Genomic DNA, 26352 nt, shown 5'->3' with positions numbered 1-26352 from the left:
GTTTTTCACGAGGTTCTCATAGCGCGGGAACTGCTCGCTGCCGCATGCCTCGTGAATGTGCCGCGGGTCACGTTCGACCAGAGTAGCGGGCGCCGGGCCGGTCCGGGGACGTTATCGATCGCCAGGTCTGGGCATCATCCTTCCTGACCCGGGGACGAGTGGGACGAGGAGGTGACGCATCGTGGGGGAGAAGGTCGTTTCGGGAGGATCGTTCGAGCTCGCCGACCGTCAGCGCTACCGCGCCAAGCTGCGGCGCTGTCTGACGGTGCTGGAGCGGCTGCTGGCCGAGAAGCGGTTCGATCGCCCGAAGAACCTCATGGGGCTGGAGATCGAACTGAACCTCGTCGGTTCCGACGGCATGCCGAGAATGCTGAATGGCGAGGTGCTGGAACGCATCGCGAGCCGAGATTTCCAAACAGAACTCGCCATGTTCAATCTGGAAGTCAACATTGCCCCACACCGATTGGAGGGCCGGGTATTCGACCGGCTCGCCGAGGAGATCCGTACGTCACTGGCATATGCCCATCGGAAAGCGGGCGAGGTCGACGCGGGAATACTGATGATCGGCATTCTGCCGACGCTCGACCGGGACGACCTGGTCTCCTCGAACCTCTCCGCGGTCGACCGCTACACCCTGCTCAACGATCAGATCGTGGCGGCCCGCGGCGAGGATTTCGTCCTCGACATCGAGGGCGTCGAGCACCTCACCTGCACCTCGGGCTCCATCGCGCCCGAAGCCGCCTGCACCTCCGTGCAGTTGCACCTCCAGGTCACCCCGGACCGCTTCGCCGACGTGTGGAACGCGGCCCAGGCCGTCGCCGCCGTCCAGGTCGCCGTGGGTGCCAACTCGCCCTTCCTGTTCGGCCGTGAGCTGTGGCACGAGTCCCGGCCCCCGCTCTTCCAGCAGGCCACGGACACCCGCCCGCCCGAACTCCAGGCCCAGGGCGTCCGCCCCCGCACCTGGTTCGGCGAGCGCTGGGTCACCTCGGCCTACGACCTCTTCGAGGAGAACCTGCGCTTCTTCCCGCCCCTGCTCCCGATCCACGACGACGAGGAACCCCTCGACGTCCTCGACGCGGGCGGCATCCCCACCCTCGCCGAACTCGTCCTGCACAACGGCACGGTGTACCGCTGGAACCGCCCGGTCTACGGCATCGCCGACGGCGTCCCGCACCTGCGCGTCGAGAACCGCGTCCTGCCGGCCGGACCCACGGTCACCGACGTCATCGCCAACACCGCGTTCTACTACGGCGTCGTCCGCGCGCTCGCCGAGGAGTCGCGGCCGGTGTGGACCCGGCTGCCCTTCGAAGCGGCCGCCGCCAACTTCGACACCGCGTGCCGCCACGGCATCGACGCCCGGCTTCTCTGGCCCCGGCGCGGACGCCTCGGCGGCACCACCGAGATCGACGCGGTGGCCCTCGTACGCGACGAACTGCTGCCGCTCGCGGAGGCCGGTCTGGACGCGTGGGGGGTCGAACCGGCCGACCGGGACCTGTACTTGGGCGTGATCGACGAGCGCTGCCGCCGTCGGGCGAACGGCGCGACCTGGCAGTCCGCCACGTTCCACCGAGCGCTGGAACAGGGGCTCACCCGGGAGGCCGCCTTCGCCGCCACGACGCGCCGCTACAGCGAGTTGATGCATCTCGGGGAGCCGGTCCACACGTGGCCGGTGGGGTTGCCGGAGCCGGTCCCGCTGGGGTGAGGTGTGGGGGTGGGGTGTCGGGTGGGGTCAACTGGATCTGTTTCAGCCCGCGTTGGCCGACGCGCCCGCCGCCACGATGGCCTGGAGGATCACCGACTGGATCTGGGCCGGGTTCGTCACCTCGTGGCCCGAGCCGCCGGTAGCCTCGGCGATCTGGCGGGCCTCCTCCTTGTCGGCCTCCGGACCCACCCCGATCATGATGAGCGGCACCGGCCGTTCAGGGCTGGCGAGTTGACGCAACTGATTGATGAGCGTGGAGCGGGAGATGCTGCCCGGGTCCTGGTTGACCCCGTCGGTCAGGATGACCAGCGCGTTGAACTTCCCCTTCGCGTAAGAGGACGTGGCCGCCTTGTACGCGGCGAGCGTGGTGTCGTAGAGCCCGGTCGCGCCGTTCGGCACCGGCTTCAGCGAGCCGAACGCCGCTGACAGGGCGTCCCGTTGGGTGCCGTCGCCCTTGTGGTCGCCGAGCCGTTCCGTCGGTACCAGGACGCGGTAGTCCTTGTCGCCGTCGAGCTTGGTCGAGAACTCCCACAGCCCGATCTCGTCCTCGGGCGTGAAGGTGGCGAGTGCCTGGAGCAGCGAGGCCTTCGTGACGTCCATCCGCGACTGTCCGGTCCCCGGCACCGTCTCCGCCATCGAGCCGGACGCGTCGACGACCGTGGTGATCCGCGCGCTCTGCACCGTGATCGTCCAGGTGCCCAGGGCCTCTTGGAGCGCCGTGTCGGAGGCGGGCTCGGGCGCGGCGACGGCGTACGGCTGCGGACTGCTGCCACCGGCCTTCGCGACCACGGCCTTCGGCGCGGCGTCGTCATCCGTGCGGAAGCCGTACTTCTCCATGAGCTTCTGCTGCGCGGGTTGGCTCAGATAGGTCATGAACCGGATCGCGGCCCGGCTCTGGTCCGTGGTCAGCCGTTCCTGGTCGACCAGGTTGTACGGGTAGTCGAGCCGCGGGGAGCCGTCCTTCGGGTAGAAGAGATCCAGGCTCCCGTCGCTGTCCGCCGAGGCGTTGTACGCGAACGCCGACTGCTCGCTGAGGACCAGCGCCTGGTTGCGCTTGGGATTGCCCTGCTCGGTGCCGGACGAGTTGCGCGGCAGGGTGTCCAGGACCTGGCTGTCGGTGTCCGAGGTCCGCTGCGACAGCGTCTTCATCATCGCCGCGGCCTGTGTGGCCCCGCCCTTGACCTTGGAGGCGGCCGTGCTCAGCTGCGTGAGCGCCAGCAGCCCGGTCGCGCTGCGCGCCGGGTCGGCCGCGCCCAGCCGCAGCGAGTCGTCCTGGAGGGTGGCACCGGCCAGGTCCAGCCAGTTGTAGGTCTTCTGCGGCCACCCGAGCGACTTCGCGGCGGCCGGGACCATCGCCACCCCGACCGGCGTGGAAGCCACGTTGCCCGCGGGGGTCACCTCCGTGGCGTCGCTGTCGGCGGCCGACGAGACCTCGTTCACCCACAGCTCCGAGTCGGGCACCCACACCTGTGCGTCCGGGTGTTTGCCCGCCTTGAGGGTGTCCGCGAACTTGTACGACTCCTGGGCGGTCACCGAGATGTTCAGACACTGCCCGTCGGACGTGATGCCCTCGTCGCGTGCCTGCCCGGCCGCCGCGCGCAGGGCGGGAGTCATGTCGGGGGAGGCGGCGATTCTCAGCCGTACCGCGTCCTTCCGGCAGGAGGAGCCGAAGGAGAGCAGCCCGCTCTGTACCGCCACGGCGGTACCGCCGGCGACGGTCAGCACGAGCACCGTGGCGATCGCCACCGTACGGCGGCGCGCGCGAGGACGGGGGTCGCTGCCGCCCGCCCCGTACTGATCGGGCAAGCTGTGACGTCCCATGACGGTGATGCCCCTCCCTGTTGAACCACGTGCCGGTATGCGGCCGTATGGCAGACATGGGGGAGGTACACCCCGAATCGCGTCCGTCCCCCCAACGGCCTGTCACGCACGATCTTCGTAAGTTCTTTCGAGACCCTAGCGGGGCGAAGATGGGCATGAGGCGGGATTTCCGAACTGAAGGCAGGTGTGCAGGTGGAGGCAGGGCAGGTGGCCGAATCTTTTCCGCTGGAGCGGCCCACACGGCGGATTCTCCGGTCCGAGGCACTGCTCGTTCTGGGGCTTTCGCTAGGTGCGAGCGGTGTGTCAGCCCTGATCAGTTTTGTCGGATCGGTCACGAAACCGGGAGGCCTCAAGGACCAGGCGGCCACCCTCAACGCCTCGGCCGCGCCGGGCCGTCCGTGGCTGGATCTCGCCTGGCAGCTGTTCGGCATCGCCTCGGCGCTCGTGCCCGTCGCCCTCGTCGCGCACTTCCTCCTGCGGGAGGGCGAGAGCCTGCGCACGATCGGCTTCGACCGCACCCGGCCCTGGCCCGACCTGGGCCGCGGGGCCGCGATCGCGGCGGTCATCGGCAGCACCGGCATCGCTTTCTACCTGTCCGCCCGCGGCCTCGGCTTCAACCTCACGGTGGTGCCGGAGGCGCTGCCCGACGTCTGGTGGAAGTACCCGGTCCTGATCCTCTCCGCGATGCAGAACGCGATCCTCGAAGAAGTGATCGTCGTCGGCTATCTCCTGCGCAGGCTCGGCCAGTTGGGCTGGACGCCGGGCACCGCGCTGGTGGCCAGTTCCGTGCTGCGCGGTAGCTACCACCTCTACCAGGGCATCGGCGGCTTCGTCGGCAACATGGTGATGGGCGTGGTGTTCGTGTACCTGTACCGGCGTTGGGGTCGCGTGGGTCCGCTGGTGGTGGCGCATTCGCTGCTCGACATCGGGGCGTTCGTCGGCTACGCGCTGCTGGCGGGGAAGGTGGGCTGGCTGCCGACGGCGTAGGCCGGGTAAGTCGCTTGCGTGGCAGGCCTGTTGAGGATCAGGCGAGCAGCTCGCCGTCGATGACCGTGACCGCGCGTCCGGTCAACAGGGTCCGGTCGCCCCGGAGTTCGGTACGGACGCGCCCGGAGCGGGGCGAGGCCTGCAGCCCGGTGAGGACCGTGCCGCCGAGCCGCTCGGACCAGTAGGGAGCCAGCGCGGTGTGCGCGCTGCCGGTGACCGGGTCCTCGTCGATCCCGACGTTCGGGAAGAAGCAGCGGGAGACGAAGTCGTAACCCCGGGTGGGGTCTTGGGCCCGGGCGGTGGCGATGATGCCACGTTCCGAGTGCGCGCCGAGAGCCTTGAGGTCCGGGGCGAGTCCTACGACGGTCTTCTCGTCGGCGAGTTCGACGAGGAGGTCGCCGATGTTCGGGCCGGTGTCGAACGCGGTCAGCGGCTCGGCGCCCAGAGCCTCGGTGACACCGTCAGGGATCTCGACGGGGGTCAGCGGTGCGGTCGGGAAGTCGAGGGTGATCGACCCGTCCCCGGCCGGCGTGGCGACGAGCACACCGCTCCGCGTGGCGAACCGCACGGTCCCTTCGTGGGTGCCGGTGCTGTGCAGGACGTGGGCCGTGGCGAGGGTCGCGTGCCCGCACATCGCGACCTCCGTCGTCGGCGTGAACCACCGCAACGCCCAGTCCGCGTCCCCGCCTTGGGGCAGCCGGTGCGCGAACGCCGTCTCGGCGTGATTCACCTCCAGCGCGATCTTCTGGAGCCGGTCGTCCGCCGGGAAGGCGTCGAAGGTGTCGAGGAGCAGCACCCCGGCCGGGTTGCCGGCGAAGGGGCGGTCGGTGAAGGCGTCGACGATTCGAATCCGCATGGCTCGACGCTAGGTGCTGCGCGGAGCCGCGGGCCAAGGCCAATTCGGGGGGACTGGACCGATTCGGGGGCGGCTATGCGGCCGAGGGGCCTTCCGGTTTCCGGGCCAGGAAGGCGGCGTGCGTCCGCTTCGCCCCCTCGGCCGGTTCCAGGACCAGGCGCGCGGTGAGCGTGAGCCCGGCCTGTGTCAGCAGCCCGGCGATCCGGTCCGGCGGGAGCAGGTGGGACTCGTAGGACACGGGGTGGCCGCCGTACGCCTGCGTGGGACGCAGGAGTTGGTCGTCTCCGACGTGGCCGGCCAGCAGCAGGTGGCCACCGGGGGCCAGCATGCGGTGGAACTCGCCGAAGACGACGGGGAGTTGGTCCGGCGGTGTGTGGTGGGTGGAGTAGTGGGCCAGGATGCCGCCGAGCTCGCCGTCCCCGATCGGCGGCGCGGTCATCGAGCCCACGGTGAAGGTCAGGTCCGGGTGGGCCCGGCGGGCCAGTTCGATCATCTTGGGGGAGATGTCGATGCCGAAGACAGGCACCCCGAGGCCCGCCATGTACGCCGTGATCTTCCCGGGCCCGCACCCCAGGTCCGCCACGGGCCCGAGGTCGGCCGCCCGCACGGTCTCGGCGAACGCGGCCGGCATCGCGCGGGACACCGGGTCCAACTCGCCCGGTTCCTTGACGAGTTGGACGTAGGCGGCGGCGACGGTGTCGTACGACTCCCGGATCGCGGCGAGGTAGGAAGGCGGCTGCTCGGTCACGCCGGTGACTCTAGGGGGTGTCGTCGGGAGGAGGCGGACGGGACTGCCGGGCGGCTGCCGGACCGGGCTGTCGGAAGGGGGTTGTCATCCGAACGGTTCCGATATATCGTTGACGCATCGCGACAGATCAACGATGGAATGGAGTGATTGCGATGCGTACCCACGGATACGAGCGTGGACATGGACAGGACGGACCCTCCCGGCGCGGCCGGGGTGGCCCTGACGGGCGGCGTGGGGCATTCGGTCCCTTCGGGCCCGGTGGACCTGGTGGTCCCGGTGGCCCCGGATTCGGGCCGGGCTTCGGTCCCGGTCCCTGGGGCGGACGAGGGCGCGGCGGCCCGAGGGGTGGCAGGGCGCGGCGCGGCGACGTGCGCGCGTCGATCCTCGCCCTCCTCAAGGACCGGCCGATGCACGGCTACGAGATGATCCAGGAGATCGCCGAGCGCAGCGGCGGCGCGTGGAAGCCGAGCCCCGGCTCGGTCTACCCCACCCTGCAGCTGCTGGAGGACGAGGGCCTGATCGCCAGTGAGTCGGAGGGCGGCAAGAAGCTCTTCGCCCTCACCGAGGCCGGCCGTACCGCGGCCGAAGAGGGCCCGGACGCCCCTTGGGAAGAGGCTTCCCGCGGGGTCGACTGGGAGGCCCTCAGTGAGATCCGCCAGGCCGGCTTCGGTCTGATGGAGGCCTTTGGCCAGGTCTGGAAGACCGGCAGCAAGGAGCAGCGCGAGAAGGCGCTGACCGTCATCAACGACGCCCGCAAGAAGCTGTACCTGATTCTGGCCGACGAGGACTGATGTCCTCGGGGTCGGAAGAGGTGGCAGGCCAAGGCGCCTCACGGAACTTCCGTGGGGCGCCTTCCCTGTGCGCGTTCCCTTTCCTGCGGTGCCCCGGCGCGTTCCTCAGGCCACCAGCCCGGCCAGTTTGCGCAGCGACTCGTTCAGGGCAGCCGTACCCGAGTCCTTCAGTTTGCCCGCCATCAGCGACACCGCCGCCCCCGTGAACTCACCGTCGATCCTGACCGTCGTGGCGTCGCCGTCGGGCGTGAGCGTGTAGCGCGTGGCGACGTTGACGGCCATCGGGCCCTTGCCGCGGATGGCGAACACCCGGGCCGGTTCGACCTCCTCGATGGTCCACTCGACCTCGGCCGGGAAGCCCATCAGCTTCATGTTCTCCTGGAAGGTCCCGCCCACCGCGAGCGCGTCCGGGCCGCCCTTGGGGAAGTTGGTGTGGGTCGCGTTCCACTCGCCGTACGCGGGCCAGTCCGTGAGTTGAGCCCACACCTTCTCGGCCGGGGCCTCGATGCGTGCCTCCGCGCTGATTTCGGCCATGCGACCACCTCTTCGTATCGGACTGCGTATCGGGCTACCGTGTCGCGGAACGTAGCCGCAGGGCGCGCAACATTCAATACTGATGAACCGTCAGGAATTGTGTGCGTGGGCCGAGTTGCGGGGTTCAGCTCACCCGTCGTATGACGGCCGCGTCGAACAGGTCCCACGCGCGCGGGTGGGCGCTCTCGTCGTGGCAGTGCCACGCGTCCCAGAACAGGTCGGCGAGCAGCGCGTCCTCCGGGGCGTACACCCGGTACACGTACTGTCTGCCGTCGACCGCCGGCAATGCCACCAGCCAGCACCTGCTCTCCATGTCCGCGAAAGACGTACGCCGGGTGCAGCGCGGTTGCGCACGGGGCGCGCGGCGGTCGGGCGCGCGCCTCTCGGGGTCAAGGGGCGTGATCTCATCCGTAAGGAGGAGATTCCGTCGCCCCGGGTCCACTCTGTGTGGGACGCCGAAATGCAACCCTCCGGGGATGCCCTCAATGCGGGGGACTGATGGGGTAAGGGTGTGCAACCCCAGATCCCCAGGCAGTCGGTCCGCGAGCAAGGAATCCACCGCGCGGACAACGATGCCAGGCTCAGTGCAGAGCTGGCAGCGGTGGTCGCCGGTGCGCGCCGCCGGGCCCTGCGGGACGGGGACCGTCAGATCGACACGGCCCACCTGCTGCACAGCCTCCTGGAGTCCGACCCCGAGGCACGCGCCGTCTTCGGCGACGGCCCGCAGATCGCCCGGCTCCTCGGCTATCTCGTCCAGCGCAGCATCGGCTACGGCCTCCGCTGGCAGGGCACGGTCGAGGACTCCGGCGCGATCCCGGTGATCGCCGCGGCGGAGGGCTGGTCACCGCTGGCCGCCGACGCGCTGGAGTACGCCTGTGAGCGCGCCGGACTCCGCGACGGCGACCGGGCGTGCGGCATCGACCTCCTCGCCGCGATCGTCGCGGACCCGGAGTCCCGTGCGGTCGAGGTCCTCCACCGCGCGGGCATCGAATCCCCCGAGGTGTTGATCTGGATCGAGGGCCGCTCAGGGGAGTACGTCAGGGGCGCCGAGACGGGTTGCTGAGGGTCCACGCCGTGAGACAGGTGTCAACGGGGGTGACGCTCCTGTCGTCCCCTGTCATCATGTGGCCGTGCATACGTCTGAGAGCAGTGCGGCCGGAGGTGGCGGCGGTAAGAGTGTCGGGCTGGGCCTGGCGCTCGGGTCCGCGCTGGCCTTCGGGGGATCCGGGGTCGCGGCGAAGCCGTTGATCGAGGCGGGGCTGGACCCGTTGCACGTGGTGTGGCTCCGGGTCGCCGGCGCGGCCCTCGTGATGCTGCCCCTCGCCGTACGGCACCGCGCGCTCGTACGGACCCGCCCCGCGCTGCTCCTCGGGTTCGGGCTGCTCGCCGTGGCCGGTGTCCAGGCCTGCTACTTCGCCGCGATCTCCCGCATACCCGTCGGGGTCGCCCTGCTCGTGGAGTACCTCGCCCCCGCCCTCGTACTCGGCTGGGTGCGGTTCGTGCAGCGGCGGCCGGTCACCCGTGCCGCCGCGCTCGGTGTCGTCCTCGCGGCCGGGGGGCTCGCCTGTGTCGTCGAGGTGTGGGCGGGCCTGAGCTTCGACGCCGTGGGACTGCTGCTCGCGCTCGCCGCCGCCTGCTGCCAGGTCGGCTACTTCGTCCTGTCCGACCAGGGCGGCGACGCCGGCGACGCGGCCCCCGACCCTCTCGGCGTGATCGCGTACGGCCTGCTCGTCGGCGCCCTCGTCCTGACCGCCGTGGCCCGCCCCTGGACCATGGACTGGTCGATCCTCGCGGGCGACGCCCACATGAACGGCACCCCGGTCCCGGCCGCCCTCCTGCTCGCCTGGATCGTCCTGATCGCCACGGTCCTGGCGTACGTCACCGGAGTCGTCTCCGTCCGCCGTCTCTCCCCGCAGGTCGCGGGCGTCGTGGCCTGCCTCGAAGCGGTCGTCGCGACCGTCCTCGCCTGGATCCTCCTCGGCGAACACCTCTCCGCACCGCAGATCGCCGGCGGAGCGGTGGTCCTGCTGGGCGCCTTCATCGCCCAGTCCTCGGCGCCCACGAAGGGCTCCGTCGACCCGGTGGCGGGCGGCGGCCCGGAACGCGAGCCGGCCACACGGGAGACGACGGCCTGAGCGCGTCGTACGACAGGTCGTCCCGCCGTCCCGCCACCCGCTCACCGCACCCGCCCCCTCCGCAGGCTGGGGTTATTTCTAACCGGTCACCGGGGCGGGCAGCGGTTAGATTTACCCCCAGCTTCCAGCGCCCCCACACCGGACCGCCCCTCAGCTCGGCCGGCGACGGGCATGCCGCAGCTCGCGGTCGACGGCCCACGCGTCGGCGACCGGGCCGATGTGGCCGAGCTTGTCGGGGTTGATCACGGCGCGGATGGTCTGGATCCGGCCGTCGAGGACGTCGAGGGCCAGGGTGTGGAGGACCCTTCCGTCGCGGTCGCGGAAGAGCGCGCCGGGCTGGCCGTTGACCTCGTGCGGTTCGTACGACACGTCGATGCGGATCAGCCAGGGGAAGACCGTGCCCAGCACCCGGGCCACGTTCTCCGCCCCGGCGACGGCCTTGGCCAGCTGCGGGGCCTTCCCGCCGCCGTCACCGACGAACTGCACGTCGGCGGCGAGCAGTTCACGCAGTCCGCCCACGTCGCCGTCCTTCAGCGCGTCGAAGAACCGGGTCGCCAGCTCCTCCCGCTCCTGCCGGTCCGCGGCGAACCGGGGACGCCGGTCCGCCATGTGCCGCCGCGCCCGTACCAGCAACTGCCGGCACGCCGACTCCGAACGCCCCACGGTCGTGGCGATCTCGTCGAAGCCGAAGGCGAACACCTCCCGCAGCACGAACACCGCCCGCTCCAGCGGGCTGAGCTGCTCCAGCAGCAGAAGGGCCGCCATCGACACCGAGTCGGCCAGCTCCACCGACCGCGCCGGATCCTGGTAGGGGTCGCTCAGCAGCGGCTCGGGGAACCACGGACCGACGTACTCCTCCCGCCGTACCCGGGCGGAACGCAGCACATCGATCGCGATCCGCGTCACCGTGGCCGACAGGAAGGACTTGACCGACGTGGGCCGGGTGGCCGTGCCGTCGAACCGCAGCCAGGTCTCCTGCACCGCGTCCTCGGCCTCGCCCACACTGCCCAGAATCCGATAGGCGATCGAGAACAGCAGTGGCCGCAGCTCCTCGAACTCCTCGACCTTGCTCACGCCGAATCCCCTTCCCCTGCCCGTAGTTGTCCCACTCAGCCGAACAGCCCGGGCTCATAGTCGCCCGCGCACGGCTGCCGGGTGATGATGTTCAGCCGGTTCACCGAGTTCATGAAGGAGACCAGGATGACGAGCGTGGTGAGCTGCTCGTCGTCGTAGTGCTTGGCGGCGTGCGCCCACACCTCGTCGCTCACCCCGCCGGCCGCGTCCGCGACCCGGGTCCCCTCCTCGGCCAGCTCCAGCGCGGCCCGCTCCGCCTCGGTGAAGACCGTGGCCTCCCGCCAGGCCGCGACCAGGTTCAGCCGCACCGAGGTCTCGCCCTCGGCCGCGGCCTCCTTGGTGTGCATGTCGATGCAGATGGCGCAGCCGTTGATCTGGCTCACCCGCAACGCCACCAGCTCCTGCGTCAGCGCCGGCAGCGCCGACCCCTTGAGCGTCCGGCCCACCGCCATGAACTGCTTGGCGGCCTTGCCGGCGATCGGGCTGGAGAGGTAGTTCAGTCGTGCGTCCATCGTGTGCCTCCGTGGGCTGTGTTCGTCACTGGCTACACCCCCGAGACGAGACAGCCCGGCCCCCTGTGACATCGGCGAAAGTGACCTGCGTCTCTCACCCGTCGGCGTCTCCGAGAAGCCCCGGCGTGACGGAAGGTCCGTCCCTCAGCCCTCGCGCCGCCGTAGCAGATGCTCACGGGCCACCGCGTCCCGAGGGCCATCCCGCTCCACGAGCCCCGCCGCGATACGGTCCTGGACCTCGGTCGCGCGATGGTTCGCGTACTTGAACTTCGCCCGTACGCCTGTCACTTCGAGCCGTACGACCCGGATGCCGGACAACAGCCGTCCGTACGGCGCCTCGCCCGCGGCGACCGTCGAGGAGCCGCCCTCGGGCTGGAAGTGGCCGACCTGGCGGTTGAGCAGGGTCGCCGTCTCGGCGGGGTCGTCCACCAGGTGGGCGGTGCACCGGAGTTGGACCGCCGCGTAGAAGCTGGTCGGCACACCGTGCTCGGGCGGGCCGTCCGGGTCCGCCTGCCAGGGGCCGGGGACGTAGACGTAGTCGTCGACGACGCTCAGGACCACCTGGGGGTCCGTCTTCAGTGCGCGCAACAGGGGGTTGGGGCGGGCGAGATGGGTGACCGCCTCGCCGCGTCCGGGGTCGTAGGCGAAGTGGAGGGGCTGGACGAACGGGGGTTCGCCGGAAGGGCCGTTGACGGCCAGCTGGCCGAAGTCGTGTGCGGCGAGCCAGTGTTGCCACTCGGCGTCGTCGTGCGGCGCGTCCCAGGGGTGGATGAGCATTACAACGCGGCCAGGTAGGAGGGGAGTTCGGTGCCGGGGGCCAGGTCGTCGTTCGGGAGCGGGGCTCCGTAGGCGGGGGAGAGCGGGACCACTCCGGCCCAGTGGGGGAGGTCCAGGTCCTCGGGGTCGTCGTTCGCGCCGCCGGTGCGGAGCTTGGCGGAGACCTCGTCCAGGTCGAGGCGGATCACCATGGTGGCGGCGAGTTCCTTCTTGTTGGCGGGCCGCGAGTCCGCCGACCGGCCCGGCACGACGTGGTCGACCAGCGCGTCCAGCGCCGTCCGCTTCTCCTCGGGGTCCGTCACCTGGTGGGCGATGCCGTGCACCACCACGGAGCGGTAGTTGATCGAGTGGTGGAACGCGGAACGGGCCAGCACCAGGCCGTCGACGTGCGTGACCGTCAGACAGACCGGCAGCCCCGGGTCGGCCTGCCCCGTCATCCGCAGCGGGCGCGCGCCCGTCGACCCGTGCACGTACAGCCGCTCGCCGACCCGCCCGTACAGCGTCGGCAGCACGACCGGCGCGCCGTCCCGCACGAAGCCGAGGTGGCAGACGTAGGCCTGGTCGAGTATCGCGTGCACCAACTCCTTGTCGTACGACGCCCGTTCCGCGGAGCGGGTGGGTGCGGTCCGGTCGGTCGGTGTGTAGGCGGTCCCCTGCATGGTGCTCTCCATTGGTCTGCTCGGTGTCCGGGGTGTGATGGCCGGCGTCCGGTTGCCATTTGTATTGCACTAGTACATAGTGTGCTTTGTGCTAGGAGGATATCGGATCGAAGGGCGACGCGCAGCGGACATCGCGGCGGACGTCGAGCGCGCGGTGGGTTCGGGAGAGCTGGAGCCCGGGCAACTGCTGCCGCCGATGCGGGAGTTGGCGGTCGAGCTGGGGGTGAACCCGAACACGGTCGCGGCCGCGTACCGGACGCTGCGGGAGCGCGGGGTCATAGAGACCGCCGGGCGCCGGGGCAGCCGGGTGCGGCCCAAGCCGGCCACGACCGGGCGCGAGCACATCCGGGTGGACGTGCCGGCGGGGGTGCGTGACGTGTCCCACGGCAACCCGGATCCGGCGCAACTGCCGTCCCTGGTAGGGGCGTTCACCTACGCCGCCGAACGCGCCGATCGCGAACCGGTCATGTACGGCGACGACCCGGTCGAACCGGAGCTGGCCCGCATCGCCCGCGCCGAGCTGGACGCGGACGGCGTGCCGGCCGGCCCCGTGGCCGTGGCTTCCGGCTCCCTGGACGCCATCGAGCGGGTCCTCGCCGCCCATCTGAAACCCGGGGACACCGTCGCCGTAGAAGATCCGGGGTGGGGCAGCCTCCTCGACCTCGTACCCGCGCTGGGGCTGCGCGTGACCCCTGTCCGGGTCGACGACGAAGGACCGCTCCCCGACGACGTGCGCGCCGCGCTGGAGTCCGGCGCGCGGGCCCTGATCGTCACCGACCGGGCGCAGAACCCCACCGGAGCCGTGGTGAGCGCCACGCGCGCGCGTGCCCTGCGTTCGGTGCTCCGCCGTCACCCGGAGACCCTGCTGATCGAGGACGACCACGGCCACGGCATCGTCGACCAGCCCCTGCACCCCCTGGCCGGCACCACCCGCACCTGGGCCTTCGTCCGCTCGGTCGCCAAGGCCTACGGCCCCGACCTGCGCCTCGCCGTGCTCACCGGCGACGCCGTCACCCTCGACCGCGTCCGCGGCCGCCAACGGCTGGGCCCGGGCTGGGCCAGCCGCATCACCCAGCGGGCCGTGGCCCGGCTGTGGGCCGACGGCGCGGTGGACACACCGGCGGTGGCGGCCGCGTACGGCGCCCGCCGCGACGCGCTGATCGCCGCGCTCGCCGAACGCGGGGTCGCGGCCCACGGCACCAGCGGCCTCAACGTCTGGATCCCGGTACCGGACGAGACCGGCGCCGTCTCCCGCCTCCTCCACGCCGGCTGGGCCGTGGCCCCGGGCGCCCGCTTCCGCCTGAGCGCGCCCCCGGGTATCCGCGTCACCGTCTCGACGCTGACGGCCGACGAGGCGGGGCCGTTGGCGGAGGCGATTGCTTCCGCGAGTGGGCCGGCGCCGGTTCGGGGCTACGTCTGACGCTTCACGGGTGCTTACGACCTCTCGGCCGCACCTGCGTGAGCGCTGCCCCCGCCAGCACGATCACCGCTCCGACCGGCGTCGACCAGGTCAGTGACTCGCCGAGGATCGCGACGCCCGCCGCCGTGGCGATGACCGGGATGAAGTACGTGACCATCTGGGCGGTGGTGGGGCCGACTTCGGCGACGAGGCCGTACTGGAGGAGGACGGCGAGACCCGTGCCCAGGGCGCCCAGTGCGGCGATCGCCAGGAGAGGGAGGAGGGGGAAGTGGGTCGGCGCGGACGTGAACAGCGGGGTGATGGCGGCCAGTTGGGCTGTGGCCAGCAGCAACTGGGCGCCCGTCAGGGAGAGATGCGACGCGCCGGTGCCCGCCAGTGTGCGGCGGACGTAGATCCAGCCGATCGCATAGCTGAGCGAGGCCAGCAGGGCCATCGCCGTGCCCCTCGCGTCCAGGCCGCTGAAGCCCTGCCACGCGCCGAGGACCGTCAGGACGCCCAGGAAACCGAGGCCGAGGCCGGCGACGCGGAGGCGGGTCGGGCGGTCCTCGGAGAGGGCGACCAGGGAGAGGGCCATGCCCCAGAGCGGCGAGGTCGCGTTGCAGATGCCCGCGAGCGTGGACGGGATCGTCAGCTCGGCGTAGGCGAAGAGCGAGAACGGCAGGGCGTTGAGCAGGAACGCGGCGACCGCCAGGTGGGCCCACGTGCGCGCACCGCGCGGCAGCCGCTCCCGCTTCACCGCCATCGCCGCCGCGAGCACCACCGTCCCGAACAGCAGCCGCCCGAACGTGACGTGGAAGGGCGCGTACCCGTGCGTGCCCACCTTGATGAGCAGGAAGCTGAAGCCCCAGATGAGGGAGAGCGTCCCGAAGCGCAGCCGCCAGTCGAGGGCGCGGCGGGGGAGGGGCGTGGTGGTGTCCCCGGCCTGCTTCAGGGCTGTGTGGGCGGCGGTCGCGGCGGTGCTGACTGTGCTCATGGATACCAAGATCCTGGCCCAGACCTCGTAGCACAAGCGAGATTTAGCGCCAGCTATCTCGTAGTATCGCTTACATGTTGAACCTGGAGCGCCTGCGCACCCTGGACGCCCTCGCCCGGCACGGTTCGGTCAGCGGCGCGGCCGAGGGGCTGCATGTGACGACCTCGGCCGTGTCGCAGCAGATGTCCAAACTGGAGCGCGAGGTGGGGCAGCAGCTCCTCGCCAAGAACGGTCGGGGGGTACGGCTCACCGACGCCGGCCGGCTCCTCGCGGAGCACGCGGGCCGCATCCTCTCCCAGGTGGAGCTGGCCCAGGCGGACCTGGAGGCCCAACGCGGCCAAGTGGTCGGCGAGTTGAGGATCTCCGCGTTCCCGACCGCCGCCCGCGGCTTGTTCCCCACCGCGCTCGCCGCCCTGCGCGCCCGCCACCCCGCCCTGCGCGTCCGCTCCACGGAACAGGAACCGGAGAACGGCATCGCCGGCGTCGTCCGCGGCGACCTCGACCTCGCCGTCGTCCTCGACTGGTACAACAAGCCGATGCCCCTGCCCGACGGCCTGGTCAAGGCGCCCATCCTGGACGACCCCGCCGACGTGGCGATGCCGGCCGATCACCCGCTGGCCGGGCGCGACGAGGTGGACCTCGGGGAGTTCGCCGACGACGAGTGGATCACCTGGGCCGAGGGCGAGTTCTGCCACGAGTGGCTGATGTTCACCCTGCGCTCCCGCGGCATCGAACCGATCATCGGCCACCGCGCCGCCGAGACCCACACCCAACTGGGCCTGGTCGCCGCCGGGTTGGGCGTGTGCGTCGTACCCCTGCTGGGCCGCAACCCGATGCCCGCCGGAGTCGTCACCGTCCCCCTGAAGCAACGGGTCCGCCGACACGTCTACGTGGTCTGGCGTGCCGACGCCGACCGCCGCCCGTCCATCCGCGCGGCGGTCGAGGCGCTGCGGGCGGCGGCGGAGACCGTCGGCTGAGCAACTGCCCTACAGCGCCCCCAACTTACGGAAGTCCCAGGACGCCAGCGTGTCCGGCGTCAGTCGTACCCACGCGTGCCGCCCGTCGTACGGCATCGCGTCCAGCCCGAAGTTCTTCTGGGCGAACAGCTTCTCCACGGGGACGAGTTCGGGATGGGGCTCGCCCGTGCGCGGGGCCTCGCCGACGAACTCGGCGGTGCCGGAGAGTTCGACGCCGCGCAACTCGTCGTAGGCGTGGCCGCCGTCGATGACCACCGCGACGCGCGGGTCGCGGCGCAGGTCGGACCAGCGCTTGCTGCGGGTGATCGAGTACAACCACAGCGAGGTGCCGTCCCAGGCGAACCAGAGGGGGCTCACATGGGGCGCGCCGTCCGCGGAGAGGGTCGCGACGCGGCAGGTGCGTTCGGTGGTGAGGAACTCGTCCAGTTCCTCGGGTGTCATCATGATCTTCCGGCCTCGACGCTGAGTGGCGGTCATGCGATCCCCTTCGGTGACGGAACGCGCGGCGGGCAGCCGCTTCTGACGGTGCGTCAGAATGTGCGGCCGCCCTCGATGGCGCAGGAGCGTCGGCCGTCTTCCCTCCGCACGCGATGCTCGTTACTGTCGCCCGCCCCGGCCGTCGACGACAAGGGAGAGCCATGCCGTCGCACGAACAACTCAGTGAGATCCTCGACACGGTGAGCACTGCCCTGCTGACCGTCGAATGTCAACAGGGCGTGGTCGGACCGGACAGCGCGCTGCCCGAACTCGCCCTCGCCGCACGCCAGTCGGGCGCGCTCGCGAACGTGGCCCGACTCGTCGCCGCCGCGCACGAGAGCGGGGTGCAGGTGATCCACGCCGTCGCCGAGCGCCGCCCGGACGGGCGCGGCGCGAACCGCAACGCCCGGCTGTTCCGCGCCGCCGAACGCCTGCCCGTGCAGCAGCTGTCGGGGACCACGGCGGTGCGCGTGGCGCCCCCGATCGAGGTCGCCGACGAGGACTTCGTCGTACGACGGCTGCACGGTCTGTCGCCGATCCAGGGCACCGACGTCGACGCGCTGCTGCGCAATCTCGGCTGCCGCACACTGATCGTCACCGGCGTCTCGGCCAACGTGGCCATACCCAACGCGGTGTTCGACGCCGTCAACCGCGGCTACACCGTCGTCGTCCCCAGGGACGCCATCGCGGGGGTGCCCGCTGACTACACCCCCGCGATGATCCGCAACACCCTCGCATTGGTCGCTACGGTCGCGACCACGGACGAGGTGCTGGGCTGTCTCAAACGGCCGCGCAGGGCGCGTCGTGGCTGATCGTCACGCCAGCGCGAATCGTCACGCCGGCGTGAACCGTCACGCCAGGGTGATCGAGTCCCCGGAGACGGTGATCTGCTCGGCGGGCAGGCCCTGGGTGGCCGGGCCCTTCTTGACGCTGCCGTCGGTGACGGAGAACTCGCTGCCGTGGCACGGGCAGACGATGGCCCCGCTGCTGATGCTGCTCACCGCACAGCCCTGGTGGGTGCACTTCGACGAGAACGCCTTGTAGGTGCCCGCCGTCGGCTGGGTGACGACCACGCCCTGGCTGGCGAAGATCTTGCCGCCGCCCTCGGGGATGTCGGAGGTCTTCGCGAGCTCGGTGCCGCCCGCGTCGCCCTGGGCGGTGGACGCGCCGGCCGTGCTGGTGGAGTTCGAGGTGTCCGAGGAGCTCGACGTGTCCGACGACGAGTCGTCGCTGGACGAGCACGCGGTCAGCGCGACGGCGAGTCCCGCCGCGCCGACCGCCGCCAACGCGGTGCGACGGGACGGCGTGGTGACGGGTTCGAACGATTCGCTGGTCATGCTGACGTTCCTTCCATGGGAAGCATGTGTGGGTCTGCAAAGGGGTACGAGGTGCGGGCGACCGTCGTTCAGACGGTGTCGAGAGCTTGGCCTGATCGAGATCAGGCAGACGTAAAACGTCCCTGTCGTTCAGCTGTCAGCCGCACATAAGGCCTGTACAGGCACCTGCGACCCGGGGCGATACTCAAGGAAGCCGTCGCGTCCCGGCTCGCCGCAGCACGTCGGGGGCGGCTCGCGCCGGCCGGCTTCACGGTCGCCGCGAAGGTCTCGTTTACGTAGCGGTCCGCTCAGCGGACTCCCGTCGTTCTGGGTCCGGACCGGTGGACCCAATAATGAGCCCACTCGATTCCAGGGGTGCCGCACAGAGGCGGCTTGATCCCGAAATGCCGCAGAAATATCGCCGCGAGAGCACCGACCGTATCCGTCGGGCCCACGCAATGCTCAGGCCGATCTCCACAAGAGCCGGCCGAGCGGAACTTGAAGACTCTCCCGCAGTCCCCTGACATCGCGCGGACTTACACCACCGAGAAACCGCCATGACGGCGGCCTCCCCCCTCACCTCCGGTGAATCCCGCGTACCCCTCTATCGCCTCGACGCCGGAGGTCCCAGATGACACGCACGCGCCTTCCTCTCACACGCACGCGCCTTCCTCTCACCTTCACGGCCGGTGCCGCCGCGCTGGCGTTCCTGACTACCGCATGCGGTGGCGGAAACAGCGCTTCGTCCGGCACCGCGAAGGCCCAGGACCCGAACGTCCTGACCGTCGCCTCGGCCATCGCGCCCAACAGCCTGAACCCCGGGCTGGGCGGTTCCTCCGACCCGCAGCAGTACTTCTTCGAGCTGGCCTACGACACGCTGATCCGCCAGGCACCGGACGGGAAATACACGCCGGCCCTCGCGACCAAGTGGGGCTTCGTCGGCTCCGGCAGCAAGACCTTCGACATCACCCTGCGGTCCGGCGTGAAATTCAACGACGGCTCCGCACTCACCGCCGCGGGCGTGAAGAATTCGCTGCAGTACTACGCCAAGGCCGGTGGCCCACTCGCGGCGGACCTGGCCCCCGTGGGGGCGATCGACGTCGTTTCCGATCTCCAGCTCCGCATTCACCTGAAGACGTCCGACCCGCTGCTGCCGCTCTATCTCTCCAGACCGACGACCGGAGAGATCATCAGCCCCATCGGCCTCAAGAAGACGGGCGAACTCGGCACCACCACGCACGGCGCCGGCCCCTACGTGATCGACAAGTCGCAGACCGTATCCGGCCAGACCTACACCTACGTCCCCAACCCCACGTACTACGACAAGTCGCGCGTGCACTGGAAGAAAGTCGTCGTCAAGGTCATCAAGGACGAGAACAGCACGCTCAGCGCCCTGCGTTCCGGCGAGGTCGACTACGCGCTCGGCGACTCCACGACCGCGAAATCCGCGAAGTCCGCCGGATTCCAGGTCCTTTCGAGCCCCTACTCGATCATGGAGCTGATGATCCAGGACCGCGCGGGCACCATGGTCAAGGCTCTCGGTGACCTTCGGGTACGGCAGGCCATGATGTACGGAATCAACCGGGACTCGATCGCCAAGGCCCTCTACGGAACGTACGCGAAGGGCTGGGACTATCCCGTTCTCGCGGGCACGAGCGGCTATACCCAGGGCAGTGAAGGGAAATACGCCTACGACGTCGCCAAGGCGAAGAAGCTGTTGGCGGATGCGGGTTATCCCAACGGCTTCACCCTGCCCATCACCGTGAATCTCACCGGTGTCGGAGAGTCCCAGGCAGCGGAGGCCTTCGCCGCGGAAATGGCGAACATCGGGATCAACGTGAAGATCAATGTCCCGGCGAACGTGAACGAACTCTTCTCCACCTACTCGAAGTACGCGGGCATGATGTTCGACTACGGCGACGGAATCTCCCCGCCGTACGCCCAGGGAAACGACCTGCTGTACAGCTGGGGCAACCCGCTGAAGGTCAGCGACAAGCAACTCGACACGCTCTACAGCCAGGCGGCCTCCGCGTCGACCGCCGGGCTTCAGGAGCAGGGCTGGCAGAAGTTCGAACAGCGGCTGTCCGACCTTTCCTGGACCATCCCGATGGTCTCCATGGAAAAGATCGTCTACGTACGGCCCGGTCTGAAGGGCGTCGACCTCTCGACCACGAATCTCACGCCCGACCTGACGTCGTTCTACGCCGCCAAGTGACCCCACGGAGAAAGGCTCCACGTCATGTGGCGAACCAGCGGAATGCGGATCGTGCAGGCTGTGCCCCTGCTGCTCTTCGTCTCGGCGCTCACCTTCTTCCTCCAGCTGTTCATTCCGGGTGACGCCGCCAAGTCCATCGGAGGCCTGAGCGCCTCGCCCCAGTCGATCGCCGCGCTGCGGCACCGCCTCCACCTCGACCAGCCGGTCTGGGAGCGCTACTGGGCCTGGCTGACGGACGCGGTCCACGGTGACCTCGGCCGGTCGATCAGCAGCAACGAGTCGGTCGCGGGGTCGCTCAACACCCGGCTGGGGGTGACGCTCTCCCTGGTGATCGCCACCACCCTGCTCGCGCTGGTGATCGGCATCGTGCTGGGCATGGCGGGCGCCCGCGGCGGGCGCACCACGCGGATCGCCGCGGACACCGCGTCCATCGCCGGCATGACCGTCCCCGCCTTCTGGGTCGGGCTGCTGGGCATCTGGGTCTTCAACACCAGGTTCGGCCTGCTGCCCGCGAACGGCTACGTGTTCTTCGGGACGTCCGCCGACGGCTGGCTGCGCTCGCTGCTGCTGCCGGTGGCCGCCCTGGCCTTCGCGCTGGTCACGGTGATCGCCAAGCAGACCCGTGAGCAGTTCGCCGACGTGCTGAGCCGGGACTTCGTACGGAATCTGCGGGCCAACGGCGTCAGCGAGTGGTCGATCCTCTTCAAGCACTCGCTACGGCATGTCTCCGTGACGGTCCTGACCGTGGCGGGCAACAACCTCATCGGACTGCTCGGCTCGGCCGTGGTGATCGAGGAACTCTTCGGCCTCCCCGGCCTCGGCAGCGCGGCCGTCACGGCCGCGTCCAGCGGCGACATCCCGGTCATCCAGGGAGTGGCGGTGTACTTCACGCTCATCGTCGTCGGCCTGAACCTCCTGCTCGACCTCGCCATCGGCTGGCTCAACCCTCAGGCGGTCGCCGCATGAGCACTCAGGAGACATCGATGACGAAACCCGGGCTTCCCCAGCAGCCGGAGAACGCTCCCGCTCCGCCCGCCGCCACCCCGGCGCGCCCGCCGCACGGGTCCGGCGTCCGCCGCGCCCTGCGCCGGCCCCGCATCGCGATCCCGGCCGTGATCCTGGTCCTGGAACTGATCGCGTCGTTCGGCGCCCGCTGGCTCGCGCCGTACCCACCCCAACAGGCGGACTTCACGGCCGCGCTGTCCGGCCCGAGCGCGAAACACCTGCTCGGCACCGACCGGCTCGGCCGGGACGTGCTGTCGCGGCTGATGTACGGCGGCGCGGACACGTTCAAGGACATCGCACTGGCCGTGGCGATCACGCTGGTGATCGCGGTCCCCCTGGGCCTGGTCATCGGCCTGCGCAGGGGCCGTATGGACGCGGTGCTGATGCGACTGGCCGACGTGGTGATGTCGATCCCCGGCATCATCCTGCTGCTGATCGTGCTGGCCCTGTTCTCGCAGAGCATGACCGCGGCCATGATCGTGATCGGTCTGCTGTCGGTCCCCGGCATGATGCGCGTCGTCCGCTCGGCGTCGCTGACGGTCGGCCGGGAGACCTACGTCGCGGCGGCACAGGTGTCCGGCCTCAGCACCTGGCGCGTGGCCCGGCGGCACGTGCTGCCGCGGATCACCGGCCTGATCCTGGTCAACACGGCGCTGGCGTGCGCGAACACCCTGCTCATCGCGGCCGGCCTGAACTCCATCGGACTCGGCGTGAAGCCACCCGCCCCGTCCTGGGGCGGCATGATGGCCGACGCCGCCCAGACCCTGAACCAGAGCCTCTGGCTGGCCATCCCCACCGGCGGCCTGGTCGCCGTCACGGCCGCCGCGCTGATCGTCCTCGGCGACGGCCTGCGCGACATGCTCGCCGAGCGCTGGTCCGGCGTCTCGCACACGGCACCGACCCGGCGCCGCAAGGCAACTGCCAAGGCAACGGCCCCCGTTGAGGTACCGGTGTCCGACGACGCCTGGCTGCTCGCCGAGCCGGATCCCGTCGTACGGCTCACCGGGGTGACCGTCACCGCGGACACCGAGGAAGGCGCGGTCGATCTGATCAGTGACGTGAGCCTGTCCGTGGGGCAGGGCCGCACGGTGGGACTGGTCGGCGAGTCCGGCTGCGGCAAGTCCATGACCGGGCTGGCGCTGCTCGGCATGCTGCCGAACGGAGCCCGTATCTCCTCGGGCACGGTCGAGATCGACGGCACCGACGTCACCTCGTTCGATGTGGCCCGGTGGCGGGACCTGCGCGGCGGCACCATCGCCTTCATCTCGCAGGAACCCATGGTCGGCCTCGACCCCCTGTTCACCATCGGCAACCTGCTGCGCGAGGCGGTGCGCACCCACGAGCGGCTCTCCCGCAAGGAGGCCACACTCCGGGTCCGTGAACTGCTCGCCCAGGTCCAACTCCCCGATCCCGACCGGGTGATGAAGCTGCGCCCCTCGCAGATCTCGGGCGGCATGGCACAGCGCGTCTCCATCGCCGTCGCCCTGGCGGGACGCCCGCGCATCCTCGTCGCCGACGAACCGACCACCGCCCTCGACGTCACCGTCCAGCGCGAGATCGTCCAACTGCTGCGCACCATCCAGCGGGACACCGGCATGGCCCTGCTGATCATCAGCCACGACTGGGACGTCATCGCCGAGGCCTGCGACACCGCCCTGGTCATGTACGCGGGCCAGGTGGTGGAAGCCGGCCCGACCGACCGCGTCATGACCGCGCCCCTCCACCCGTACACCCGCAAACTGCTCGCCGCGAACCCGCGCCTCGCGACGGTCGGCGAGCCCATCCCCACCATCCCCGGCACCGTGCCGCCCCCGGGGCAGTGGCCCGTCGGCTGCCACTTCGCCGACCGGTGTCCCGACCGCGTCGACCGGTGCACCGAGGCGCCGGTCGTCCTGATTCAGCCCGACGAACTGGGCGTGGCCCGCTGCCTGTTGGTGGGCGAAGAGCTGGAGGTGTCCTCGTGAGCACGACCGCACGGCCGCTGCTCGACATCCGCGACCTGTCGGTGTCGTACCACCGCGCCGGCAAGGGCACCCCGGCCATCCGGGACGTGTCCCTGGACATCCGGCCGGGCGAGACCGTCGCCCTGGTCGGGGAGTCCGGTTCCGGCAAGTCCACCCTGGGCCGTGCCGTGCTCGGCCTGACGGCGGTCACGCGGGGCACGATCCGGTTCGACGGCCAGGACGTCACCCATGCCCGCGGCGCCCGGCGCAGGGAGCTGAGCAAGAGCGTGCAGGCCGTCTTCCAGGACCCCAACGGCTCGCTCAACCCGGCCCTGACGGTGGGCCAGACCCTGGCCGAACCCCTTCTCGTGCACGCGCGTGACGAACGGGCCGTAGTCCACGAGCGGGTACGGGAGGTGCTCGCGCTGGTGGGGCTGCCGCCCGAGGCGGCCGACCGCTATCCGCGGCAGTTCTCCGGTGGGCAGCGGCAACGGATCGCGATCGCCCGGGCGTTGGTGATGGCACCGAAGCTCATCGTGTGCGACGAGCCCGTCAGCGCGCTCGACCTGTCGGTCCAGGCACAGATCCTGAACCTCTTCAGCGACCTCCAGCGGGAGACGGGCGTCAGCTACCTGTTCATCTCCCACGACCTCGCCGTCGTCCGGCATCTCGCCCAGCGGATCGTCGTCCTGTACCGCGGTGACGTGGTGGAGCAGGGCACGACCGAGGACGTCTACGCGGACGCCCAACACCCTTACACACGGCGGCTGTTGGCGGCGGCCGGGGTCAACGGCGCCCCGGCCGCCTCCGCCCACTGACACAGGCAGCCCCCAACTCCCGTACACGGAGGCACACATGCAGGAATTCGCCGACCGCCTGGGCGTCACCAAGCCCCCGGAGCAGTACGGCTTCAGCGCCGAACGGCTGGGCCGGATCGCCGAGTTCTTCGAGCGGCAGACGGAGCGCGGGGTCATCCCGGGATGGTCGGCGGTCGTCGCCCGCGACGGAGAACCCGTGTACGCGGCGGGCGGCGGACTCCGGGACCTCGACCTCGGACTGCCGGTCGAGCCCGGGACGTTGTGGCGGCTGTACTCCATGACGAAACCGGTGACGTCCGTCGCCGCCATGATGCTCGTGGAGCGCGGCCTGCTCGGACTCGACGACCCGGTCAGCGACTACATCCCGAGTTCGCGGACCTGCGGGTGTACGACGGCGGGTCCCCGGCGAGTGTGCGGACCCGCCCGGCCGCCCACCCGGTGACCGTGGGCCAACTCCTCACACACACCGCCGGGTTGACCCTCGGACTGGCCCACATGGACCCGGTCGACGCGCTGTACCGCCAGGCGGGCCACGACGTACTCCCCTTGCCGGGCACGACACTTGAGCAGATGTGCGCCGAAGTGGGCGCGCTGCCGCTGCTGTTCGAACCGGGCACCGCGTGGAACTACTCCCTCGCCGTCGACGTGCTGGGCCGGGTCATCGAGGTCTGCACCGGCCAGAGTCTCGACACGTTCATGGAGACGAACGTGCTCGGCCCGCTCGGGATGACCGACACGACGTTCTCGCTCGCGCCCGAGCGCGTGCCGGACCTCGCGGAGATCTACAGCCCGGAACCGGACTCGGGCCGCCTCGCCGTGAACCAGGAACTGCGGCCCACCTTCCGCCAACCCGCGGAGTTCCCGTCCGGCAGCGGCGTTCCCGGACTGGTGTCGACCCTCGCGGACTATCACCGGTTCGCGGCCATGCTCGTACGCGGCGGCGAACTGGACGGCGAGCGGCTGCTCGGCCCTCGCACGCTCGCGCTCATGACGGCCAACCACCTGCCCGGCGGCGCCGACATCAACTCCTTCGGCCGGTACCCCGACGACGAGCACCGCGGCTGCGGCTTCGGGCTCGGCTTCTACGTCGTCACGGACCCCGTGACCGCGGGTTCGTTCGGCAACAAGGGGGAGTTCGGCTGGTCCGGCGCCGCGAACACCCACTTCTTCGTGGACCCGGTCGACGGCGTCACGGCCGTGTTCTGCACCCAGGTCGTCACCTGGGGCAAGCACCGGACGCCCGTGCGCCGCCAGTTGCGGAACCTCGTGTACCAGGCCATGACCACCTGATCCCCTGCCCCGCGATCAGGACGCGGTCGCCTCGTGATCACCCCCCGCTACCATGGGCAGCCGAAACTCCCCGGACTCACCCCGGGACCGCAGACGAGACGGATGGCCCGGGAACATGCTGGAAGAGGTCGTCGCGACCCGCTTCATCACCCCCCTGCGCGAGGGCGGCTCGCTGCCGGGACTCGTCGAGGGCGACGACCTCGCGCCGTACGTCATGAAGTTCAGCGGCGCGGGGCAGGGCCGCAAGACACTCGTCGCCGAGGTCGTCGTGGGGGAGCTGGCCCGTCGGCTCGGCTTCCGGGTGCCCCGGCTGGTGACCCTCGACCTCGACCCGGTGCTCGGCCTCGGCGAACCCGACCAGCAGGTCCAGGAGTTGCTCAAGTCCAGCGGTGGCGCCAACCTCGGCATGGACTTCCTGTCCGGCGCGCTCGGCTTCGACCCGCTCGCCTTCAGGGTGAGCCCCGAGGAGGCCGGCCGGATCGTCTGGTTCGACGCCCTGGTCAACAACGTCGACCGCTCCTGGCGCAACCCCAACCTGCTGATGTGGCACGGCGACCTGTGGCTCATCGACCACGGCGCCACCATGATCTGGCACCACAACTGGCCCGGCGCGGAGGCTTCCGCGGCCCGCCCCTACGACGCCGCCGACCACGCCCTCGCCCGCTTCACCCCGGACATCGCGACCGCGGCCGCGGACCTGGCACCGAAGGTCACCGGGGAACTCCTCGCCGAGGTCACCGCCGAGATCCCCGACGCCTGGCTGACCGACGAACCCGGCTTCGACACCCCGGACCTCCTCCGTGAGGCGTACGCGGCACCCCTCCTCGCGCGCGTGCCCTTCGTCCACGAGCGCATCAAGGGACTCCAGTGACCGAGCGCCACATCATCCGACCGAGCGAGGCGAACACCCGCGACGTCTTCGAGTACGCCCTCCTCCGGGTCGTACCGCGCGTCGAGCGCGGCGAGTGCATCAATGCAGGCGTGCTCGTCTACTGCCGCGCCCAGTCCTACGTCGGTGCCCGCACCCATCTGGACGAGGCGAGGCTGCTCGCTCTCGATCCTGCGGCGGATGTGGCCGGAATCAGGGCCGCGCTCGGCGCCGTAGAAGGTGTGTGCGCGGGGGGTGCGGCGGCCGGGCAGGCGGCGGACGACGATGCCGGGCGGCGGTTCCGGTGGCTGATCGCGCCGCGGTCCACCGTGGTGCAGCCGGGGCCCGTGCACACCGGTCTCACCGTCGATCCGGCGGCCGAGACGGAGCGCCTGCTGGACCTGCTGGTGAGGTAATGGATCACACCCGGCCGCGCGCACGTTGACACCGAGTG

The 26352-nt window shown here is 70.5% G+C and carries 28 protein-coding genes; 16 read left to right on the top strand and 12 right to left on the bottom strand.

Translation table 11 applies throughout. From position 1 onward, the window contains the following. Nucleotides 1–181: 181 nt before the first annotated feature. Nucleotides 182–1702, top strand: coding sequence for a glutamate-cysteine ligase family protein (locus R2B38_RS04360; RefSeq protein ID WP_318015042.1), 1521 nt, complete (start codon nt 182–184; stop codon nt 1700–1702). A 42-nt stretch (nt 1703–1744) separates the two neighbouring features. Here the strand turns inward: R2B38_RS04360 and R2B38_RS04355 are convergent, their stop codons facing one another. After that, the gene (locus R2B38_RS04355) at nt 1745–3523 is read right to left on the bottom strand and encodes a substrate-binding and VWA domain-containing protein (protein ID WP_318015041.1); all 1779 of its coding nucleotides are present in this window, start codon (nt 3521–3523) and stop codon (nt 1745–1747) included. Nucleotides 3524–3709: 186 nt separating this feature from the next. Here R2B38_RS04355 and R2B38_RS04350 point away from each other — a divergent pair, with 186 nt between their 5' ends. Continuing rightward, nucleotides 3710–4510 (top strand): CPBP family intramembrane glutamic endopeptidase, encoded by an 801-nt coding sequence (locus R2B38_RS04350; protein WP_033283384.1) that lies wholly within the window; start codon nt 3710–3712, stop codon nt 4508–4510. A gap of 37 nt (nt 4511–4547) precedes the next feature. On the opposite strand, the gene R2B38_RS04345 is transcribed toward R2B38_RS04350, so the two are convergent. Both R2B38_RS04345 and R2B38_RS04340 read right to left on the bottom strand, forming a co-directional pair. Further along, nucleotides 4548–5366 carry a PhzF family phenazine biosynthesis protein gene (locus R2B38_RS04345; protein ID WP_318015040.1) on the bottom strand — a complete coding sequence of 273 codons (819 nt, stop codon included), beginning with the start codon at nt 5364–5366 and terminating at the stop codon, nt 4548–4550. Nucleotides 5367–5439: 73 nt separating this feature from the next. Continuing rightward, nucleotides 5440–6114, bottom strand: a complete 675-nt coding sequence (locus R2B38_RS04340) for a class I SAM-dependent methyltransferase (protein WP_318015039.1) — start codon at nt 6112–6114, stop codon at nt 5440–5442. A 152-nt stretch (nt 6115–6266) separates the two neighbouring features. Here R2B38_RS04340 and R2B38_RS04335 point away from each other — a divergent pair, with 152 nt between their 5' ends. Beyond that, on the top strand, nt 6267–6905 hold the full coding sequence (locus R2B38_RS04335) for a PadR family transcriptional regulator (protein ID WP_078652573.1): 639 nt from the start codon (nt 6267–6269) through the stop codon (nt 6903–6905). Between the two features lie 105 nt (nt 6906–7010). Here R2B38_RS04335 and R2B38_RS04330 read toward each other — a convergent pair whose 3' ends face one another. After that, nucleotides 7011–7439, bottom strand: coding sequence for an SRPBCC family protein (locus R2B38_RS04330; protein WP_318015038.1), 429 nt, complete (start codon nt 7437–7439; stop codon nt 7011–7013). A 124-nt stretch (nt 7440–7563) separates the two neighbouring features. Continuing rightward, a complete protein-coding gene (locus R2B38_RS04325) occupies nt 7564–7731 on the bottom strand; it encodes a hypothetical protein (RefSeq protein WP_106971117.1) in 168 nt (55 codons plus the stop codon). Nucleotides 7732–7950: 219 nt separating this feature from the next. Between R2B38_RS04325 and R2B38_RS04320 the strand changes: the two genes are divergently transcribed. Together R2B38_RS04320 and R2B38_RS04315 are read left to right on the top strand one after the other, a co-directional pair. Next, nucleotides 7951–8502 (top strand): Clp protease N-terminal domain-containing protein, encoded by a 552-nt coding sequence (locus R2B38_RS04320; protein ID WP_318015037.1) that lies wholly within the window; start codon nt 7951–7953, stop codon nt 8500–8502. Between the two features lie 61 nt (nt 8503–8563). Continuing rightward, a complete protein-coding gene (locus R2B38_RS04315) occupies nt 8564–9574 on the top strand; it encodes an EamA family transporter (protein WP_318015036.1) in 1011 nt (336 codons plus the stop codon). Nucleotides 9575–9724: 150 nt separating this feature from the next. Here the strand turns inward: R2B38_RS04315 and R2B38_RS04310 are convergent, their stop codons facing one another. The 4 genes from R2B38_RS04310 to R2B38_RS04295 form a co-directional block, all read right to left on the bottom strand. Next, a complete protein-coding gene (locus R2B38_RS04310; protein WP_318015035.1) occupies nt 9725–10648 on the bottom strand; it encodes an RNA polymerase sigma-70 factor in 924 nt (307 codons plus the stop codon). A gap of 35 nt (nt 10649–10683) precedes the next feature. Next, entirely contained in the window at nt 10684–11160 is a 477-nt protein-coding gene (locus tag R2B38_RS04305; RefSeq protein ID WP_318015034.1) for a carboxymuconolactone decarboxylase family protein, read from the bottom strand. 144 nt (nt 11161–11304) lie between these two features. After that, nucleotides 11305–11937: an FMN-binding negative transcriptional regulator gene (locus tag R2B38_RS04300; protein ID WP_318015033.1), complete on the bottom strand. Its 633-nt coding sequence runs from the start codon at nt 11935–11937 to the stop codon at nt 11305–11307. After that, a complete protein-coding gene (locus R2B38_RS04295; RefSeq protein ID WP_411978425.1) occupies nt 11937–12608 on the bottom strand; it encodes a pyridoxamine 5'-phosphate oxidase family protein in 672 nt (223 codons plus the stop codon). Before R2B38_RS04295 ends, R2B38_RS04300 begins: the two co-directional genes overlap by 1 nt. 76 nt (nt 12609–12684) lie before the next feature. Between R2B38_RS04295 and R2B38_RS04290 the strand changes: the two genes are divergently transcribed. Beyond that, nucleotides 12685–14016, top strand: coding sequence for an aminotransferase class I/II-fold pyridoxal phosphate-dependent enzyme (locus tag R2B38_RS04290; RefSeq protein WP_318015031.1), 1332 nt, complete (start codon nt 12685–12687; stop codon nt 14014–14016). Between the two features lie 4 nt (nt 14017–14020). Here the strand turns inward: R2B38_RS04290 and R2B38_RS04285 are convergent, their stop codons facing one another. Then, nucleotides 14021–14989, bottom strand: a complete 969-nt coding sequence (locus tag R2B38_RS04285) for a DMT family transporter (RefSeq protein WP_318015030.1) — start codon at nt 14987–14989, stop codon at nt 14021–14023. Between the two features lie 74 nt (nt 14990–15063). Between R2B38_RS04285 and R2B38_RS04280 the strand changes: the two genes are divergently transcribed. Then, nucleotides 15064–15966 (top strand): LysR family transcriptional regulator, encoded by a 903-nt coding sequence (locus R2B38_RS04280; protein WP_318015029.1) that lies wholly within the window; start codon nt 15064–15066, stop codon nt 15964–15966. A 9-nt stretch (nt 15967–15975) separates the two neighbouring features. Here R2B38_RS04280 and R2B38_RS04275 read toward each other — a convergent pair whose 3' ends face one another. Next, nucleotides 15976–16443, bottom strand: coding sequence for a pyridoxamine 5'-phosphate oxidase family protein (locus R2B38_RS04275; protein ID WP_318015028.1), 468 nt, complete (start codon nt 16441–16443; stop codon nt 15976–15978). A 161-nt stretch (nt 16444–16604) separates the two neighbouring features. Here R2B38_RS04275 and R2B38_RS04270 point away from each other — a divergent pair, with 161 nt between their 5' ends. Beyond that, nucleotides 16605–17255: a cysteine hydrolase gene (locus R2B38_RS04270; RefSeq protein WP_033283399.1), complete on the top strand. Its 651-nt coding sequence runs from the start codon at nt 16605–16607 to the stop codon at nt 17253–17255. A 39-nt stretch (nt 17256–17294) separates the two neighbouring features. On the opposite strand, the gene R2B38_RS04265 is transcribed toward R2B38_RS04270, so the two are convergent. Then, nucleotides 17295–17780 carry a Rieske (2Fe-2S) protein gene (locus R2B38_RS04265; protein WP_318015027.1) on the bottom strand — a complete coding sequence of 162 codons (486 nt, stop codon included), beginning with the start codon at nt 17778–17780 and terminating at the stop codon, nt 17295–17297. Between the two features lie 610 nt (nt 17781–18390). Between R2B38_RS04265 and R2B38_RS04260 the strand changes: the two genes are divergently transcribed. From R2B38_RS04260 to R2B38_RS04225, 8 genes are all read left to right on the top strand, one after another. Then, nucleotides 18391–19974 (top strand): ABC transporter substrate-binding protein, encoded by a 1584-nt coding sequence (locus tag R2B38_RS04260; protein WP_318015026.1) that lies wholly within the window; start codon nt 18391–18393, stop codon nt 19972–19974. A gap of 24 nt (nt 19975–19998) precedes the next feature. Continuing rightward, nucleotides 19999–20940 (top strand): ABC transporter permease, encoded by a 942-nt coding sequence (locus R2B38_RS04255; RefSeq protein ID WP_318015025.1) that lies wholly within the window; start codon nt 19999–20001, stop codon nt 20938–20940. Between the two features lie 17 nt (nt 20941–20957). Then, on the top strand, nt 20958–22943 hold the full coding sequence (locus tag R2B38_RS04250; RefSeq protein WP_318015024.1) for a dipeptide/oligopeptide/nickel ABC transporter permease/ATP-binding protein: 1986 nt from the start codon (nt 20958–20960) through the stop codon (nt 22941–22943). Then, on the top strand, nt 22940–23740 hold the full coding sequence (locus tag R2B38_RS04245) for an ABC transporter ATP-binding protein (RefSeq protein ID WP_318015023.1): 801 nt from the start codon (nt 22940–22942) through the stop codon (nt 23738–23740). Before R2B38_RS04250 ends, R2B38_RS04245 begins: the two co-directional genes overlap by 4 nt. Before the next feature lie 37 nt (nt 23741–23777). Next, nucleotides 23778–24182: a serine hydrolase domain-containing protein gene (locus R2B38_RS04240; RefSeq protein WP_318015022.1), complete on the top strand. Its 405-nt coding sequence runs from the start codon at nt 23778–23780 to the stop codon at nt 24180–24182. Further along, a complete protein-coding gene (locus R2B38_RS04235) occupies nt 24152–25030 on the top strand; it encodes a serine hydrolase domain-containing protein (RefSeq protein WP_318015021.1) in 879 nt (292 codons plus the stop codon). The genes R2B38_RS04240 and R2B38_RS04235 overlap by 31 nt, the downstream gene beginning before the upstream one ends. Before the next feature lie 115 nt (nt 25031–25145). After that, the gene (locus R2B38_RS04230; RefSeq protein WP_318015020.1) at nt 25146–25901 is read left to right on the top strand and encodes a HipA family kinase; all 756 of its coding nucleotides are present in this window, start codon (nt 25146–25148) and stop codon (nt 25899–25901) included. Continuing rightward, the gene (locus R2B38_RS04225; RefSeq protein WP_033283406.1) at nt 25898–26314 is read left to right on the top strand and encodes a DUF3037 domain-containing protein; all 417 of its coding nucleotides are present in this window, start codon (nt 25898–25900) and stop codon (nt 26312–26314) included. The genes R2B38_RS04230 and R2B38_RS04225 overlap by 4 nt, the downstream gene beginning before the upstream one ends. The last annotated feature ends 38 nt before the right edge of the window (nt 26315–26352 follow it).

Source organism: Streptomyces sp. N50 (assembly GCF_033335955.1).
GTDB lineage: Bacteria > Actinomycetota > Actinomycetes > Streptomycetales > Streptomycetaceae > Streptomyces.
This window is presented reverse-complemented; position numbering and strand designations above follow the sequence as displayed.